The sequence below is a fragment of the Pseudomonas halotolerans genome (assembly GCF_039581215.1).
GTDB lineage: Bacteria > Pseudomonadota > Gammaproteobacteria > Pseudomonadales > Pseudomonadaceae > Aquipseudomonas > Aquipseudomonas tehranensis.
Map to the genome: position 1 here is coordinate 71,912 of NZ_JBCNTJ010000014.1, position 14,728 is coordinate 86,639.

The window sequence follows — 14,728 nt, forward strand, 5'->3', positions numbered from 1 at the left end:
TATGGGTCAAACCGCGCAACCTGTGGGAGCGAGCCTGCTCGCGATTGCGGCGGGTCAGCAAAATTAATCTTGGCTGACACTCCGCAATCGCGAGCAGGCTCGCTCCCACAGGGGCTTCGCTTAACTGACCGGTATTAGCCGGTCAGGCCCCTTCCCTCGATCAGACCGCTGCCTGACCTTCAGCCAGGAAGAACCAGGTCTCCAGTACGGAGTCGGGGTTCAACGAAACGCTTTCGATGCCCTGCTCCATCAGCCACTTGGCCAGGTCCGGGTGGTCCGAAGGGCCCTGACCGCAGATGCCGATGTACTTGCCGGCCTTGTTGCAGGCGGCAATGGCATTGGCCAGCAGCTTCTTGACCGCCGGGTTCCGCTCATCGAACAGGTGGGCGATGATGCCGGAGTCACGGTCCAGGCCCAGGGTCAATTGGGTCAGGTCGTTGGAGCCGATGGAGAAGCCGTCGAAGAACTCAAGGAACTCTTCAGCGAGGATCGCGTTGGACGGCAGCTCGCACATCATGATCACGCGCAGGCCGTTGTCGCCACGAGCCAGACCGTTTTCCGCCAGCAGGTCGACAACCTGGCTCGCTTCGCCCAGGGTGCGCACGAACGGCACCATGATCTCAACGTTGGTAAGGCCCATCTCGTTGCGCACACGCTTGAGGGCGCGGCACTCGAGTTCGAAGCAGTCACGGAACGATTCGCTGATGTAACGCGAAGCCCCGCGGAAGCCCAACATCGGGTTTTCTTCTTCCGGCTCGTAGAGCTTGCCGCCGATCAGGTTGGCGTATTCGTTGGACTTGAAGTCCGACAGGCGCACGATGACCTTTTTCGGCCAGAACGCGGCCGCCAGGGTGCTGATGCCTTCCACCAGTTTCTCGACGTAGAAACCGACCGGATCGTTGTAACCGGCAATGCGCTTGTCGACGCTGTCCTTGATCTCCGGCGGCAAGCCGTCGTAATTCAACAATGCCTTGGGGTGCACGCCGATCATGCGGTTGATGATGAACTCCAGGCGGGCCAGGCCCACCCCAGCGTTCGGCAACTGCGCGAAGTCGAAGGCGCGATCCGGGTTGCCGACGTTCATCATGATCTTGAACGGCAGGTCCGGCATGGCGTCCACGGAGTTCTTCTTGATGTCGAAGCCCAGTTCGCCTTCGAAGATATAACCGGTATCGCCTTCGGCGCAGGACACGGTCACGCCCTGGCCGTCCTTGAGCAACTGAGTGGCATTGCCGCAACCGACCACGGCCGGAATGCCCAGTTCACGGGCGATGATCGCCGCGTGGCAGGTACGTCCGCCGCGGTTGGTGACGATGGCGCTGGCGCGTTTCATCACCGGTTCCCAATCCGGGTCGGTCATGTCGGAAACCAGCACGTCGCCGGCCTGGACCTTATCCATCTCCGAGACGTCCTTGATGATCCGTACCTTGCCGGCGCCGATGCGCTGGCCGATGGCACGGCCTTCCACCAGCACGGTGCCGGTTTCCTTGAGCAGGTAGCGCTCCATGACGTTGGCCTGGGTACGGCTCTTCACGGTTTCGGGGCGGGCCTGCACGATATACAGCTTGCCGTCGTCACCGTCCTTGGCCCATTCGATGTCCATCGGGCACTTGTAGTGCTTCTCGATGATCATCGCCTGCTTGGCCAGCTCGCTGACCTCGGCGTCGCTCAGGCAGAAGCGCGCGCGTTCAGCCTTGTCCACGTCGACGGTCTTGACCGAACGACCGGCCTTGGCTTCGTCGCCGTAGACCATCTTGATGGCCTTGCTGCCCAGGTTACGGCGCAGGATGGCCGGACGACCGGCTTCCAGCGTGCCTTTATGGACATAGAACTCATCCGGGTTCACCGCGCCTTGTACGACGGTTTCACCCAGGCCGTAGGCGCCGGTGATGAATACCACGTCACGGAAACCCGACTCGGTGTCGAGGGTGAACATCACCCCGGCGGTGCCGGTTTCGGAGCGGACCATGCGCTGCACACCGGCAGACAGGGCGACCAGCTTGTGGTCAAAGCCCTGATGCACACGGTAGGAAATGGCACGGTCGTTAAAAAGAGAGGCGAAGACTTCCTTGGCGGCACGGATGACGTTTTCCACGCCACGGATGTTCAGGAAGGTTTCCTGCTGGCCGGCGAAGGAAGCATCCGGCAGGTCTTCAGCGGTGGCCGAGGAGCGCACGGCGACGGCAATGTCGGGATTGCCTTCGGACAGTTTGGCGAAGGCAGTACGGATTTCGGCGTTCAGTTTCTCGGGGAACTCGGCTTCCATGATCCATTGGCGGATCTGGGCGCCAGTCTTGGCCAGGGCATTGACGTCATCGACGTCCAGGGCATCGAGCGCGTCGTGGATCTGTTTGTTCAGGCCGCTCAGTTCCAGAAAGTCACGATAAGCCTGAGCTGTCGTGGCGAAGCCACCTGGCACCGATACGCCGGCACCGGCGAGGTTACTGATCATCTCGCCCAGGGATGCGTTCTTGCCCCCCACATGCTCTACATCATGGACGCCGAGCTTATCGAGGGAAACTACGTACTCTACCAAGGTGATCTCTCCACTGACTGTGTTGGAAAAGCTCAAGGCACCGGTGGCTCCAGGGGAGCAAATACCGGCGATATGGCCTGGACCTGGAAAATAAGTGAGAATGCGGGCCACTGGCGGCCAGCAAATCGCGCCTATCATATCCAAGAATCGTCACTCGCTCACTAGGGCCCAAGGCGCAAATGAAACGATCTGCTTTCTTTATCTCCGACGGCACCGGCATCACGGCCGAAACACTGGGCCAAAGCCTGTTGGCGCAATTCGAAAACATTACCTTCGCCAAGCTGACCCGCCCCTACATCGACAACGTCGACAAGGCCCGGGCCATGGTACAGCAAATCAATAAAGCCGCCGAAACCGACGGTTTCCGCCCGATTATCTTCGATACCATCGTCAATCAGGACATCCGTGAGATTCTCGCAACGTCCAATGGTTTCATGATCGACATTTTTTCCACCTTCCTGGCGCCCCTGGAGCAGGAGCTGAGCGAACACTCCTCCTACTCGGTCGGCAAGTCCCACTCCATTGGTCATAACTCCAACTACATGGAGCGGATCGAGGCGGTCAACTTTGCCTTGGACAACGATGACGGCGCCCGTACGCATTATTACGACAAGGCCGACTTGATCCTAGTGGGTGTGTCGCGCTGTGGTAAGACGCCGACGTGCCTGTACATGGCCATGCAATTTGGCATTCGCGCGGCCAACTATCCGTTGACCGAAGACGACATGGAGCGCCTGCAGTTGCCCAGCGCCTTGCGCGCCCACCAGCACAAGCTGTTCGGCCTGACCATCGATCCGGACCGCCTCACTGCGATCCGCAACGAGCGCAAGCCCAACAGCCGCTATTCGAGCTACGCCCAGTGCGAATTCGAAGTGCGCGAGGTGGAAAACCTGTTCCGGCGGGAGAACATTCCCCACATCAACTCCACGCATTTTTCCGTGGAAGAGATTTCGGCGAAGATCCTGGTGGAAAAAGGGGTGGAGCGGCGGTTCAAATAACCAGACGGCGTGCCGGAAAAACCTGTGGGAGCGAGCTTGCTCGCGATTGCGGCGGGTCAGCAAGATCAATGTTGGCTGACACTCCGTCATCGCGAGCAAGCTCGCTCCCACAAGGGATAGGAAGTATTCCGGCCTAGGGTTTCAACCGCTCAAGCAACGCCTGCCCCACCGCCAGCGCCGAGGCCGGATTCTGGCCGGTGATCAATTCCCGATCCGTCACCACATGGGACGTCCACGGCGAGGTGTTGCTGCTGTATTGCCCACCGGCCTGCTCCAGCGCGGTTTGTGGATAGAACTTCATGCTCCCGCCGCCCAGCAGCCCCTTGGCCAACTCTTCTTCCTGATTGCTGATCACCGTCATCTTGTACCCGGCATAGATCCAGTCAGCCTTGGCCGAGGCCTGGCCTTTGGTAGTCAACTGGCCAACGAAGCCCTTGGCATCAGGCAGGGTCGACAGCAACGCGATCGGCCCGTGGCAGACCAGCGCGGTGGTCTTGCCCTTGTCATGGAAGTGCGTCAACACCCGCCCCAGCGGTGCGCTCGTGAGCAAATCCTGCATGGGCGCATGCCCGCCGGGAATGTACAGGGCATCGAATTGTTCCAGACCGATCTGCTCGACACGGGCCAGGCTGATCACCGGTGAGTCCTTGGCCGAAGTGATGTTCAGTTGAGCCAGCAACGCCTGGTAGCGCTCCAGCTCCGCCGGGTCATTGTTGAAGTACATCTTGTCCACCGAGGACCGGTCCAGCGTCGGCGCCCTGCCCTCGGGGGTGGCGAACGTCACGTGGTGACCGGCATCCAGCAACAGCTTCACCGGTTGCAGCAATTCGTTGAGGTAAAACCCGGTGGAGAAGACCTTGCCCTTGTTCAGATCCAGATGAGCGGAATCCGACAGGACCACCAGCACGTTATCGGCATGGGCCGCGACGCCAATACCCGCCAGAACCACAGACGTTGCCAAGGTCGTGAGCTTTTTCATGATGACTCCAGGATGTTTCGATAAAAGATGCGCTCACTGTATTGATGCGCTCACCGGCGATAAACTGGCGCACCGGAACATCACTTGGCCTCTGGAGGCAACAATGGCCCGTCGATTCGATTATCTGGCCGACGTGGAAGCCTTCGTCACGGTCGCGGAAAAAGGCACGCTCAGCGCCGCAGCCGTGGCGCTGGGCACCACGCCTTCGGTCCTGAGCCGCGCCATCTCCCGCCTCGAAGCCCGGCTCGGGGTGCAACTGTTGCGACGCACGACCCGGCGGCTGAACCTGACCGATGCCGGCACGTTGTACCTGGAACAGTCGCGCTCGGCCTTTGCCCTGATTGACGACGCCGAGCGGCGAATTCAGGGCCAGGACGGTGTCTTGACCGGTCGCGTGCGCTTGAGCGTGCCGACCACCTACGGTCATTACCGCCTGCCATCACTGCTGTCGCGTTTCGCCGAGGCTTACCCGCAAGTTCGGGTCGAGCTGAGTATCACCAACCGCAATGTCGATTTGGTGGCCGAGGGGTATGACCTGGCGATCCGCCTTGGGCCGCTGCCGGACAGCGGCCTGGTCGGGCGCAAGCTCGAAGACGCCCGCCTTTGCCTGGTGGCCGCGCCGCATTACCTGGAGCGCGCCGGAATTCCCCGGCACGTCGATGAACTGGCTGCCCACGCCTGCCTGCCTTTCGTAATGCCCAGCAGCGGACGCATCGCACCCTGGCTGTTTCGCGACAATCATGAAAACCGGGAATGGCTGCCGGCGGGCAATGTGCAGGTGTCCGATGATGTATTGGGCATCGTGTCCCTGGCACAGGCCGGGATGGGAATCTGCCAGACCTATGAATTCATTGTCCGGGAGCGAATCGAGCGCGGGGAACTGGTGGCTTTGCTGGAGGACTTTGGCGGGCGCAGTCGACCATTTTCAATCATCTACCCGCCCCATCGGCAATTGCCGGCGGCGGCACGGGCGCTGATTGATTTTTTGATCGAGCAATAGCGGGTAACGCCGGCCGGCCTCTGTGGGGGCGAGCTGGCTCGCGATTGCGGAGTGTCAGCCGGCATTAATGTTGCCGATCCACCGCTATCGCGAGCCAGCTCGCTCCCACAGTGATTCTGATGTGACTGCAAGATTTGTATTCTCCCGCAGCCTTGCTGTGGAAAGCTTTCTTGCTGCCACAGGCTCTACATTTAGTGGGCCGCAGCCGCCTGCTCGTCCATTTTCTTGCGCAGGCTCAGCGGGCGCATGTCGGTCCAGACTTCTTCGATGTAGGCCAGGCACTCCTTCTTGAAGCCGCTTTTACCGACGGTACGCCAACCCTCGGGGATGGCCTTGTAGTCTGGCCAGATCGAATATTGCTCTTCGTGGTTGACCACGACCTGAAAGACGATGTCCTCGCGGTCGAATACTGAAGTCATGGGTGTCTCTCCATCTTTGCTCGAGGTTCGCTGCGACATATGCGCAGCCAGGATATGAAAGGAACGTACGGGGTCGGGTGAAAATTAGCTGTCTGTGACCGCCGCATGCAGGGCTCGCCCGAAAATCTCGGCGACCCGGTCGATTTCGGCCCGGGTGATGATCAACGGTGGCAGGAACCGCACCACGCCGCCCTGGCGACCGCCCAGCTCCAGGATCAGCCCGCGCTTGAGGCATTCGCGTTGCAGCCGTGGCGCCAGCTGTGCATTCACCGGCGGATGGCCCAGGGCGTCCGGCTTGCCCGCCGGGTCCACCAACTCGACACCGAGCATCAGCCCGCGACCACGGATATCGCCCAATTGCGGGAAGTCCCGCTGCAGGATGTGCAGGTGCTCACTCAGGCGTTCGCCCATGGCGGCGGCATGGGTCGGCAGGTCGTGTTCACGCAGGTAGCGCATTACCGCGGAACCGGCGGCCATGGCCATCTGATTGCCACGGAAGGTCCCGGCGTGAGCACCCGGCAACCAGGTGTCGAGCCAGTCGCGGTAAACCACTACCGCCAGCGGCAGGCTGCCGCCAATGGCCTTGGACAACACCACCACGTCCGGGATGATGCCGGCATGCTCGAAGGCAAACATTTTGCCGGTGCGGCCGAAGCCGCTCTGGATTTCGTCGACGATCAACGCCACCCCTGCCTGCTCGGTGATCCGCCGCAAGCCGCGCAGCCAGTCCAGGTCGGCGGGTATGACTCCACCTTCGCCCTGCACCACTTCGACGATGACCGCCGCCGGCAATTGCACGCCGGCCTCCGGGTCGTTCAACAGGTTTTCCAGGTAATGCAGGTTGGCCCTCACGCCCTCGACACCGCCCAGCCCGAACGGACAGCGGTAATCGTAGGGGTACGGCATGAACTGCACGCCGCTGCTGAGCAAGGCGCCCAAGGGTTTCTTCGGCCCCAGGCTGCCCATCAGGCTCAGCGCGCCCTGGCTCATGCCGTGATAACCGCCCTGGAACGACAGCACGGTGCTGCGTCCGGTGGCGGTGCGCACCAGCTTGAGGGCGGCTTCCACCGCGTCGGTACCGGTGGGGCCGCAGAACTGAATCTTCGCCTCGGCGGCCAGCTCCACCGGCAACAGGCCGAACAGGTCCTGGACGAAGCGATCCTTGACCGGCGTGGTCAGGTCCAGGGTATGCAACGGCAACTCGTCGGCCAGCACCTGCTGGATCGCGTCGATCACCACCGGGTGGTTATGCCCCAGCGCCAGCGTGCCGGCGCCGGCCAGGCAATCGATGAAGGTGCGGCCCTCGACATCCTCGACATACAACCCCTTGGCGCGCTTGAGAGCCAGGGGTATGCGCCGTGGATAGCTGCGGGCATTGGACTCCTGCCGACTCTGGCGAGCCAGCAGCGGCGACTCATTGAACTGGTAGAGCGTCTCGGCCGGCACGGGGCTGACCCGGGCCGGCTGTGCTTCGATAAGGCTGTTGGCGACTGACATCTCTCGACCCCGCAGTACGTAGTGACCCAAAACGACACACCGGGCAGGTGCGCATCCGGTCGGGGCGCACATGCAGGTTTCCTGTTGTGGAAACGCATCAGCTGCGGGGGGATTTACTCGCGGGCAGCACTTTCTCCTGCGGCGCGATCAGTGGCTTGTGCATCGCAATGGCCTTGACCCCGCCAATAGCGAAGGCGTCAGCGCTTTGCTCGAACCCCAGGTGTCGATAGAACGCCTGGCTGCTACGGGTGCTGTTGAGGCGCACTCGGGCCACCCCGCGCCCGCGCAGCCAGGCCTCGATGTCCCGCACCAGCGCCTGGCCGACACCGCGGCGGAAGGACTCCGGCTGTACGTAGCAGAAGGCGATCCGGCCACTGGCCGAGGCCATGGCGACACCCGCCGGCCGCCCCTGCAAACGTGCCACGGTCAGACGCAAGCGTGGGTCGACCAGCCAGGGGCGGATATGCGCGAGGGTGTTGTTGCGTACCCAGGCGGCGACGACAGTGGGATCGTTGCGGTGTTCGGCGGCACACCCGACCCGGATGGAGCGTTCGGCGATCCGGCTGATGATGCCGGCATCGCTGGGGGTGGCCGTGCAGATTTCGATGAAGGTGTCCATGGCGCGGTTTTCCTCAGTCCTTGAGTCGAGCTGAAAAAAACATAGACCCGGATAAGGCTGGGGCGCCAATGGCAGGTCGTTACAGCAGATGTACAACGACCCTCCCGCTGGGTGCGCCCGTAGGAGCGGACGAGCGCAACGAGGCTGCGATCTTGTCCCAGACAGTTAAATCTCAAGATCAAAAGATCGCAGGCTTCGCCAGCTCCTACACAGCGGTTGTCTGCACCGGCATCGTCAATTCAACCCGCAATCCGTCCGCACGGCTGTCGAAATGCAGACCGCAACCGCAACGCTGGACGATGGCCTGGACGATCGCCAACCCCAGTCCGCAGCCGGTGCTCTGGCCGTTGCGCCAGAAGCGCTGGGTCAGGTGCTGGATATCGTCGGCGGCGATGCCCGGGCCGTGGTCGCGAACCTGGAACCGCACGCGCTGGCCGATCATTTCCAGGCGCAGCTCCACATCGGTGTCATCCGGGGTATGACGCAGCGCATTGTCCAGCAAATTGCGCAAAGCGGCGATGGAGAGCACTGCCGGCATTTGCACCGGCGCGTCGGACAGCTCGGCCGGCACGTGCAGCTTGATTCGCCGGGGTTCGCCACTGGCCGCATCCTGGATTGCCAGCCGCGCCACCTGCTCGGCGTTGCATTGCACGCCATCGTCGAACGACAGGCTGCCTTCGACCCGGGCCAGCAGCAGCAATTGCTCCAGCGTACGGTGCAACCGGTCGGCGCCCTCCTCGGCCCGGGCCAGGGACTGATCGCGGGCGACGCCTTCGGTCATGCGCGCCACTTGCAGGTGAGTCTTGATGGCCGTCAAGGGGCTGCGCAGTTCATGGGCGGCATCACCGGTCAGCCGTCGCTCGCGCTCAATGGTCTTGCCGATACGCTGGAACAATTGATTCTGGGTCTCCAGCAACGGCCGCAGTTCGCTGGGCAGCGGATGGATCTGCAAAGGCTCCAGGGAGTCTGCATTGCGGCGCATCAATGCATCGCGCATGCGATTGAGCGGCGCCAGGCCCTGGCCGATGCCCAGCCACAACAAGCACAGGCAGCCCAGCAGCGCCACGCCGACCGGCACCGAGGCCGCCAACAACACCGACATGTTCAAGGCTTCGCGCTCGATCTGACGGTCGGCGGTGGTGATACGCAAATCCCCTCGGGCCAGGGTAAAACTGCGCCAGGGCGCGCCGTCGATCATCTGGTCATGAAAGCCCAGCTTCTCGGCTTCCAGGGTTTGGTCCGGGGTGCCATGGCTGCGAGCCAGGATCTCTCCCCGCAAGGAACTGACCTGGCAGGCCATGCCCCCCGGAATGCTCACGTGCTCGGTTCTCAGGTGCGTGCCCTCCCCCTTGCTGGGCAATGGCGGCATCTGCTCCAGTAGTCCGGCAACCATCCGCGCCGAAGCCACCAGCCGCTGGTCGAGGGAGAACATCATCTGGTTGCGCAGATCGCTGAGCATCCACGCCGCCGCCAGGGCCCAGATCAGGGCGAAGGCCGCACCGAGGGTCAGGCTCAGGCGCAATCGCAAGCTCATCACTTGGAAGGCTCCCCGTCGTCGGCCGGCCCTAGCCGATAACCCAGCCCGCGGACCGTCTCGACAATCCCATTGCCAAGCTTGCGCCGCAGGTGATGGATATGGACGTTGAGGGCGTTGCTTTCCAGTTCGTCATTGAACCCGTAGACGCTGTCCTTGAGTTGCTCGGTGGACAGGACCCGACCGCGGCTGTGCAACAACGCCTGGAGCAGTGACTGCTCGCGCCGGGAAAGGTCCACCGGCTGTCCGCCGAGGGTGGTTTCGCGGCTGCTGGGGTCGTAAGTCAAACGACCGTGCTCGATCAGATTGACACTGCGCCCCGCCACGCGTCGCAGCAAGGTGTGCAGGCGCGCCGCGAGTTCACGCAGATCGAAGGGCTTGAGCAAATAGTCATCGGCACCGGCCTGCAAACCGTCGACCCGGTCGGTCACCGAGTCCCGGGCGGTGAGGATCAGCACCGGAATCTCCAGGCCTTGCTGGCGCAGTTGGCGCAACAATTTAAGGCCGTCCTCGTCAGGCAGCCCCAGGTCCAGCACCATGACGTCGAACCGGGCCACACCCACCATCGCCCGCGCCGCCGACGCCGTGGCGACGTGCTCGACGGTCAGGCCTTGGGCCGTGAGCCCGGCGACGATCCCGCTGGCGATCAACTCATCGTCTTCGCAGACCAGTACGTGCATGGTAAGCCCCGTGGAAAAAGGTACATTAGGCCGCCGGCCGATTAAGCCGACATTATGCGACGAGTACGGCAAACATGGGCGATCATTGCTGCCTGCCGATCGTCGCCGGGTTAATCGACGGTTAATCGCCATTCGCCATCGTGCATTCCACTTGCTCCGTTCTAAGGCTTTATTCATGCGTCGATTGTTTTTGCTGTGGCTGCTTCTGATCTCGGGCCTGGCCCAGGCCGCCAATCCCTTCGAAACCAAGACCGATTTCCTGCCGGTGGAAAAGGCGTTCGTGTTTACCTCCGAACGCCTGGACTCCGGTGAAACCCAGTTGTTCTGGCAGATTGCCGACGGCTACTACCTGTATCAGCAGCGACTCAAATTCGACGGTCTTGCCGAGGCGCAGAAGCCGAAGCTGCCGGAAGGTGAAGCCCACAGCGACGAGTTTTTCGGCGATCAACAGGTGTATCGCCAGGCGCTGGAACTGAAAATTCCCGCCGGCGCCACCGGCAAGATCAAAGTCGGCTTCCAGGGCTGCGCCGACGCGGGCCTGTGCTATCCACCCCAGACCCAAGTGGTAGACCTGGGTGGGGATGCACCCGCGCTTGCCAGTGGCGAGGCGCCGGACCAGGCCCTGGCCAGCGGCCTGCAACAACGGGCCTTGGGCTGGAGCCTGCTGGTGTTCTTTGGCCTGGGGCTGCTGTTGGCGTTTACACCGTGCTCGCTGCCCATGCTGCCGATCCTGGCCGGGGTGGTGGTGGGCAGCGGCGCCAGCCCTCGGCGTGGATTGGCATTGGCCATCAGCTACGTGATCAGCATGGCCCTGGTGTATGCCGCCATGGGCGTACTCGCCGCGCTGCTGGGGGCCAACCTTCAGGCGCTGCTGCAGCAACCGTGGCTGCTGGGCACTTTCGCGGCGATCTTCGTGGTGTTGGCGCTGCCGATGTTCGGTTTCTTCGAGTTGCAGTTGCCGGCCGCCCTGCGCGACCGCCTGGAAAGCGCCGGACGCCAGCGCCGCGGCGGCAGCCTGGTGGGCGCCGGTATTCTCGGAGCCTTGTCCGGCCTGTTGGTGGGCCCGTGCATGACCGCCCCGCTGGCCGGTGCGCTGCTGTACATCGCCCAAAGCGGCAATGCGTTGCACGGCGGGCTGATCCTGTTCGCCATGGGCGTCGGCATTGGCCTGCCGCTGTTGCTATTGGTGACCGTGGGCAATCGTTTCCTGCCCAAACCCGGCGCCTGGATGAATGTGCTCAAGGGCGTGTTCGGCTTTTTGTTCCTGGGCACCGCGATCCTGATGATCCGCCCGGTCATCGACGGCTCGCTGTGGATCGGCCTGTGGGGCGTGCTGCTGCTGATTGCCGCCTATAGCGCCTGGCGGCAGACCGAAGGCTTCGGTCGTACCGCCTATGTATGCGGCAGCGCGTCGCTGCTGTTCGGCCTGTGGGGCAGCCTGCTGGTGATCGGCGCGGCGGGCGGCGGCGATGATTTCTTCCAGCCCCTGAAGGTCTATGCCGGCACCTCGGCAAGCTCGGCCGTCAGCGCCCATGATGCCTTTATCACGGTCAGCGAACCTGCCGCCCTGCAACGGGAGTTGGACGCTGCCAAGGCCCAGGGCCAATGGGTCCTGCTGGACTACTACGCCGACTGGTGCGTGTCCTGCAAGATCATGGAAAAACAGGTGTTTGGTCGCGCCGAAGTGCTGGATGCCTTGAAAGACGTCCGACTGGTGCGTATCGATGTCACCGCCGACAATACCGCCAGTCGCGAGCTGCTGGGCCGCTATCAAGTGCCGGGGCCTCCGAGCCTGCTGTGGATTGGCGCCGACGGTCAAGAGCGCCGCAGCCAGCGGATCACCGGTGAAGTCAATGCCAAGGTTTTCCTGGAACACTGGAACATCACCCGGAATGCGCGCTGATGCTGACGTTGACCCTGGGCACCTTTGCCATTGCGCTTAACCATCTATTGCTGATCAGCGCCTTGGCACTGGCGACCGTGGTGGGTTGGCGAGTTGCCAAGCGCGGTGGCGAAAACCCGGAATCGGTGCTGTTCGTGCTGTTTTTGCTCGGGCTTCTGGCCGCACGGATCGGCTTCGTCGGCGCCTACTGGAACCATTACCAGGATGACCTGTGGCAGGTCGTCGACCTGCGCGACGGCGGTTTCCTGGCCTGGCCGGGGGTCATTGCGCTGGTGATTGGCGCGTTGCTGTGGAGCCGACACCGACCGGCCTTGCGCCGGCCGTTGGCTTTCGGCGTTGGCAGCGGCCTGTTGTTCTGGCTGCTGGCGACGATGTCGTTGACGATCTACGAACAAGGGACCCGACTGCCGGAAATCAATTTGCGTACCGCCGCCGGCGAGACCGTGAAACTCACTGATTATCAGGGCCGGCCCCTGGTGATCAACCTCTGGGCCACCTGGTGCCCGCCCTGCCGGCGCGAAATGCCCGTGCTGGAAGAAGCCCAGCAGCAGCGCCCGGACCTGACGTTCCTGTTCGTCAACCAGGCCGAAAGCATGCAAAGCGTCAGCACTTACCTCGCCACCCAGGGCTTGAGCCTGGACAACGTGCTGTTTGATGGCAGCGGTCGCCTCGGTCAAGCCGTCGGTTCCATGGCGCTGCCAACGACCTTGTTCTACAGCGCCGACGGTCGCCTGCTGGGCAGCCACTTGGGTGAATTGTCGGAAGCGAGCCTGGCCCGCGCCCTGGAGCACTTCGAAACGCCGGACTCAACAACGCCCCCCCACTCCGCCACAAGGAAACCCTCATGCCCCGCCTCCGCCACTTGCTGACCCTGGCCGTCGCCGCCGCGCTGTCGCAGGCACCGCTGCTGCAGGCTGAAGAACTGCCCGCGGCCATCAAGAAAATCGAAGCCAAGGGCGCGAAAATCGTCGGCACGTTCGAGGCGCCGGACGGGTTGCGCGGTTACGCGGCGCAATACCAGAACCGCGGGATGGCGCTGTACCTGACCCCCGATGGCCAGCATGTCTTGCTGGGCAACCTGTACGACGCCGACGGCAAGGACCTGAGCGCCGAGCCGCTGCAAAAGCTGGTCTATGCGCCAATGGCCAAGGCTATCTGGGAGAAGATGGAAGCGAGCAACTGGATCGCCGACGGCAGCAAGGACGCGCCGCGCACCGTCTACCTGTTCAGTGACCCGAACTGCCCGTACTGCAACATGTTCTGGGAACAGGCACGGCCCTGGGTCAAGGCCGGCAAAGTGCAGTTACGCCACATCATGGTGGGCATCATCCGCGAAGACAGCCCAGGAAAATCCGCCGCCTTGCTGGCAGCCAAGGACCCTGAAAAAGCCTTGGAAACCCACGAGAAGGCCGGCAAGGGCAGCGCGCTCAAACCCCTCAAAAACATACCGCCGGCCATCCAGGCAAAACTGGACGCCAACCTGCAATTGATGGAAGAGCTGGAGCTGTCCGCCACCCCGGCGATTTTTTACCTGGATGACAAGGGCGAACTGCAACAGCAGCAAGGCGCACCGTCGCCAGACAAACTGGTGAGGATTCTCGGGCCGAAGTAACGGGCCCCCACAGCAGATCCCCCGTGGGAGCGAGCTTGCTCGCGAATGCGGTGGGTCAGTCACAGCTGCATCAACTGAACCTGCGCATTCGCGAGCAAGCCCGCTCCCACCGTTTCAGTTGGGCAAAAACTCCAGCAAGGCCCGGGTCACGAATTCCGGGTTTTCCATATTGGAGATGTGCCCCGCCTCTGGAATCAGCACATGCGGGCAGCCGATCAGCTCAGCCATTTCCAGCGCCTCGGACGGTGGTCGCGGCTTGTCCTGGTCGCCGCACATCACCAGCGTGCGCCTGGCGTCGAGCTCAGGCAGGCGCGGCAGGATATCGTCGCGACCGAAAATGATCCGCCCCAGCGGCACGATACTGTCGCGCAGGCGCTCGACCGGCAGTGCGGCCAGTGTGGCGCGAAACTGCTGGTAGAGCGCTGACTGCGGATCGATGCCCGGCCGGAAGAAGATCGGTACGATGATGTCCAGCAACGGCTCGGGGATGCTACCGCTGGCTTGGATTGTGTCGAACAACGAGAAGTAATACTGGCGAGTCGGCTCAGGCTCGACGCCCACGTAAGTGTCCATCAGCACCAGCGCCTCGAGCCGCTTGGGCGCCATCAGCGCCAACCGTGCGCCCCACATCCCACCGACGGAAAGCCCCACCAGGCTGAAACAGTCGATATCCAGATGATCCATCAACGCCAATGCCTGACGAGCCAGGTCGTCCAGAGAGGTCATGCCCTCAGGCAAACGCCCGGACTGGCCGTGGCCCCACAAATCCAGGGCGATCACCCGGTAATGTCGGGACAATGCCTCGATCTGCGGTGCCCACATGGTGTGATCCCACAGGTAGCTGCTGCCCAGCAGCACCACCGGGCCCTGGCCTTGGTCCAGGTAGTGGAGGGGTTGTCCGTCAAGGGTTACAAAAGGCATTGATGACCTCCTTGTTTTGAATGGAGAAAA

General features: G+C 62.6%; 13 protein-coding genes. 5 read left to right on the forward strand and 8 right to left on the reverse strand.

All coding sequences use genetic code 11. The features are described from left to right. Window positions 1-160: 160 nt before the first annotated feature. Window positions 161-2,536, reverse strand: coding sequence for a phosphoenolpyruvate synthase (ppsA, locus tag AAIS01_RS18650; protein ID WP_186658914.1), 2,376 nt, complete (start codon window positions 2,534-2,536; stop codon window positions 161-163). A 179-nt stretch (window positions 2,537-2,715) separates the two neighbouring features. Here ppsA and ppsR point away from each other — a divergent pair, with 179 nt between their 5' ends. Further along, a complete protein-coding gene (gene ppsR / locus AAIS01_RS18655; protein ID WP_230149764.1) occupies window positions 2,716-3,534 on the forward strand; it encodes a posphoenolpyruvate synthetase regulatory kinase/phosphorylase PpsR in 819 nt (272 codons plus the stop codon). Window positions 3,535-3,667: 133 nt separating this feature from the next. Here ppsR and AAIS01_RS18660 read toward each other — a convergent pair whose 3' ends face one another. Further along, window positions 3,668-4,513, reverse strand: a complete 846-nt coding sequence (locus AAIS01_RS18660; protein WP_343470164.1) for a type 1 glutamine amidotransferase domain-containing protein — start codon at window positions 4,511-4,513, stop codon at window positions 3,668-3,670. Between the two features lie 103 nt (window positions 4,514-4,616). On the opposite strand from AAIS01_RS18660, the gene AAIS01_RS18665 reads away from it, so the two are divergent. Beyond that, window positions 4,617-5,513, forward strand: a complete 897-nt coding sequence (locus tag AAIS01_RS18665; protein WP_343470165.1) for a LysR family transcriptional regulator — start codon at window positions 4,617-4,619, stop codon at window positions 5,511-5,513. A gap of 191 nt (window positions 5,514-5,704) precedes the next feature. Here AAIS01_RS18665 and AAIS01_RS18670 read toward each other — a convergent pair whose 3' ends face one another. The 5 genes from AAIS01_RS18670 to AAIS01_RS18690 all read right to left on the reverse strand — a co-directional run bounded on the left by AAIS01_RS18670 (window position 5,705) and on the right by AAIS01_RS18690 (window position 10,262). Continuing rightward, on the reverse strand, window positions 5,705-5,932 hold the full coding sequence (locus tag AAIS01_RS18670) for an MbtH family protein (RefSeq protein ID WP_072407945.1): 228 nt from the start codon (window positions 5,930-5,932) through the stop codon (window positions 5,705-5,707). 84 nt (window positions 5,933-6,016) lie between these two features. Beyond that, window positions 6,017-7,429, reverse strand: a complete 1,413-nt coding sequence (locus AAIS01_RS18675; protein WP_343470167.1) for an aspartate aminotransferase family protein — start codon at window positions 7,427-7,429, stop codon at window positions 6,017-6,019. A gap of 97 nt (window positions 7,430-7,526) precedes the next feature. Beyond that, window positions 7,527-8,048: a GNAT family N-acetyltransferase gene (locus AAIS01_RS18680; RefSeq protein WP_343470168.1), complete on the reverse strand. Its 522-nt coding sequence runs from the start codon at window positions 8,046-8,048 to the stop codon at window positions 7,527-7,529. A gap of 205 nt (window positions 8,049-8,253) precedes the next feature. Then, the gene (locus AAIS01_RS18685) at window positions 8,254-9,585 is read right to left on the reverse strand and encodes an ATP-binding protein (protein ID WP_343470169.1); all 1,332 of its coding nucleotides are present in this window, start codon (window positions 9,583-9,585) and stop codon (window positions 8,254-8,256) included. Then, on the reverse strand, window positions 9,582-10,262 hold the full coding sequence (locus AAIS01_RS18690; protein WP_343470170.1) for a response regulator: 681 nt from the start codon (window positions 10,260-10,262) through the stop codon (window positions 9,582-9,584). The genes AAIS01_RS18685 and AAIS01_RS18690 overlap by 4 nt, the downstream gene beginning before the upstream one ends. 175 nt (window positions 10,263-10,437) lie before the next feature. Between AAIS01_RS18690 and dsbD the strand changes: the two genes are divergently transcribed. From dsbD to dsbG, 3 genes are read left to right on the forward strand one after another with little or no spacing between them, the layout of a single operon-like run. Further along, window positions 10,438-12,165 carry a protein-disulfide reductase DsbD gene (dsbD, locus tag AAIS01_RS18695; RefSeq protein WP_343470171.1) on the forward strand — a complete coding sequence of 576 codons (1,728 nt, stop codon included), beginning with the start codon at window positions 10,438-10,440 and terminating at the stop codon, window positions 12,163-12,165. Beyond that, on the forward strand, window positions 12,165-13,034 hold the full coding sequence (locus AAIS01_RS18700) for a TlpA family protein disulfide reductase (RefSeq protein WP_343470172.1): 870 nt from the start codon (window positions 12,165-12,167) through the stop codon (window positions 13,032-13,034). The genes dsbD and AAIS01_RS18700 overlap by 1 nt, the downstream gene beginning before the upstream one ends. Then, window positions 13,010-13,777 carry a thiol:disulfide interchange protein DsbG gene (gene dsbG, locus AAIS01_RS18705; RefSeq protein ID WP_343470173.1) on the forward strand — a complete coding sequence of 256 codons (768 nt, stop codon included), beginning with the start codon at window positions 13,010-13,012 and terminating at the stop codon, window positions 13,775-13,777. Before AAIS01_RS18700 ends, dsbG begins: the two co-directional genes overlap by 25 nt. A 114-nt stretch (window positions 13,778-13,891) precedes the next feature. Here the strand turns inward: dsbG and AAIS01_RS18710 are convergent, their stop codons facing one another. Continuing rightward, on the reverse strand, window positions 13,892-14,698 hold the full coding sequence (locus AAIS01_RS18710; protein ID WP_343470174.1) for an alpha/beta fold hydrolase: 807 nt from the start codon (window positions 14,696-14,698) through the stop codon (window positions 13,892-13,894). Window positions 14,699-14,728: the final 30 nt, after the last annotated feature.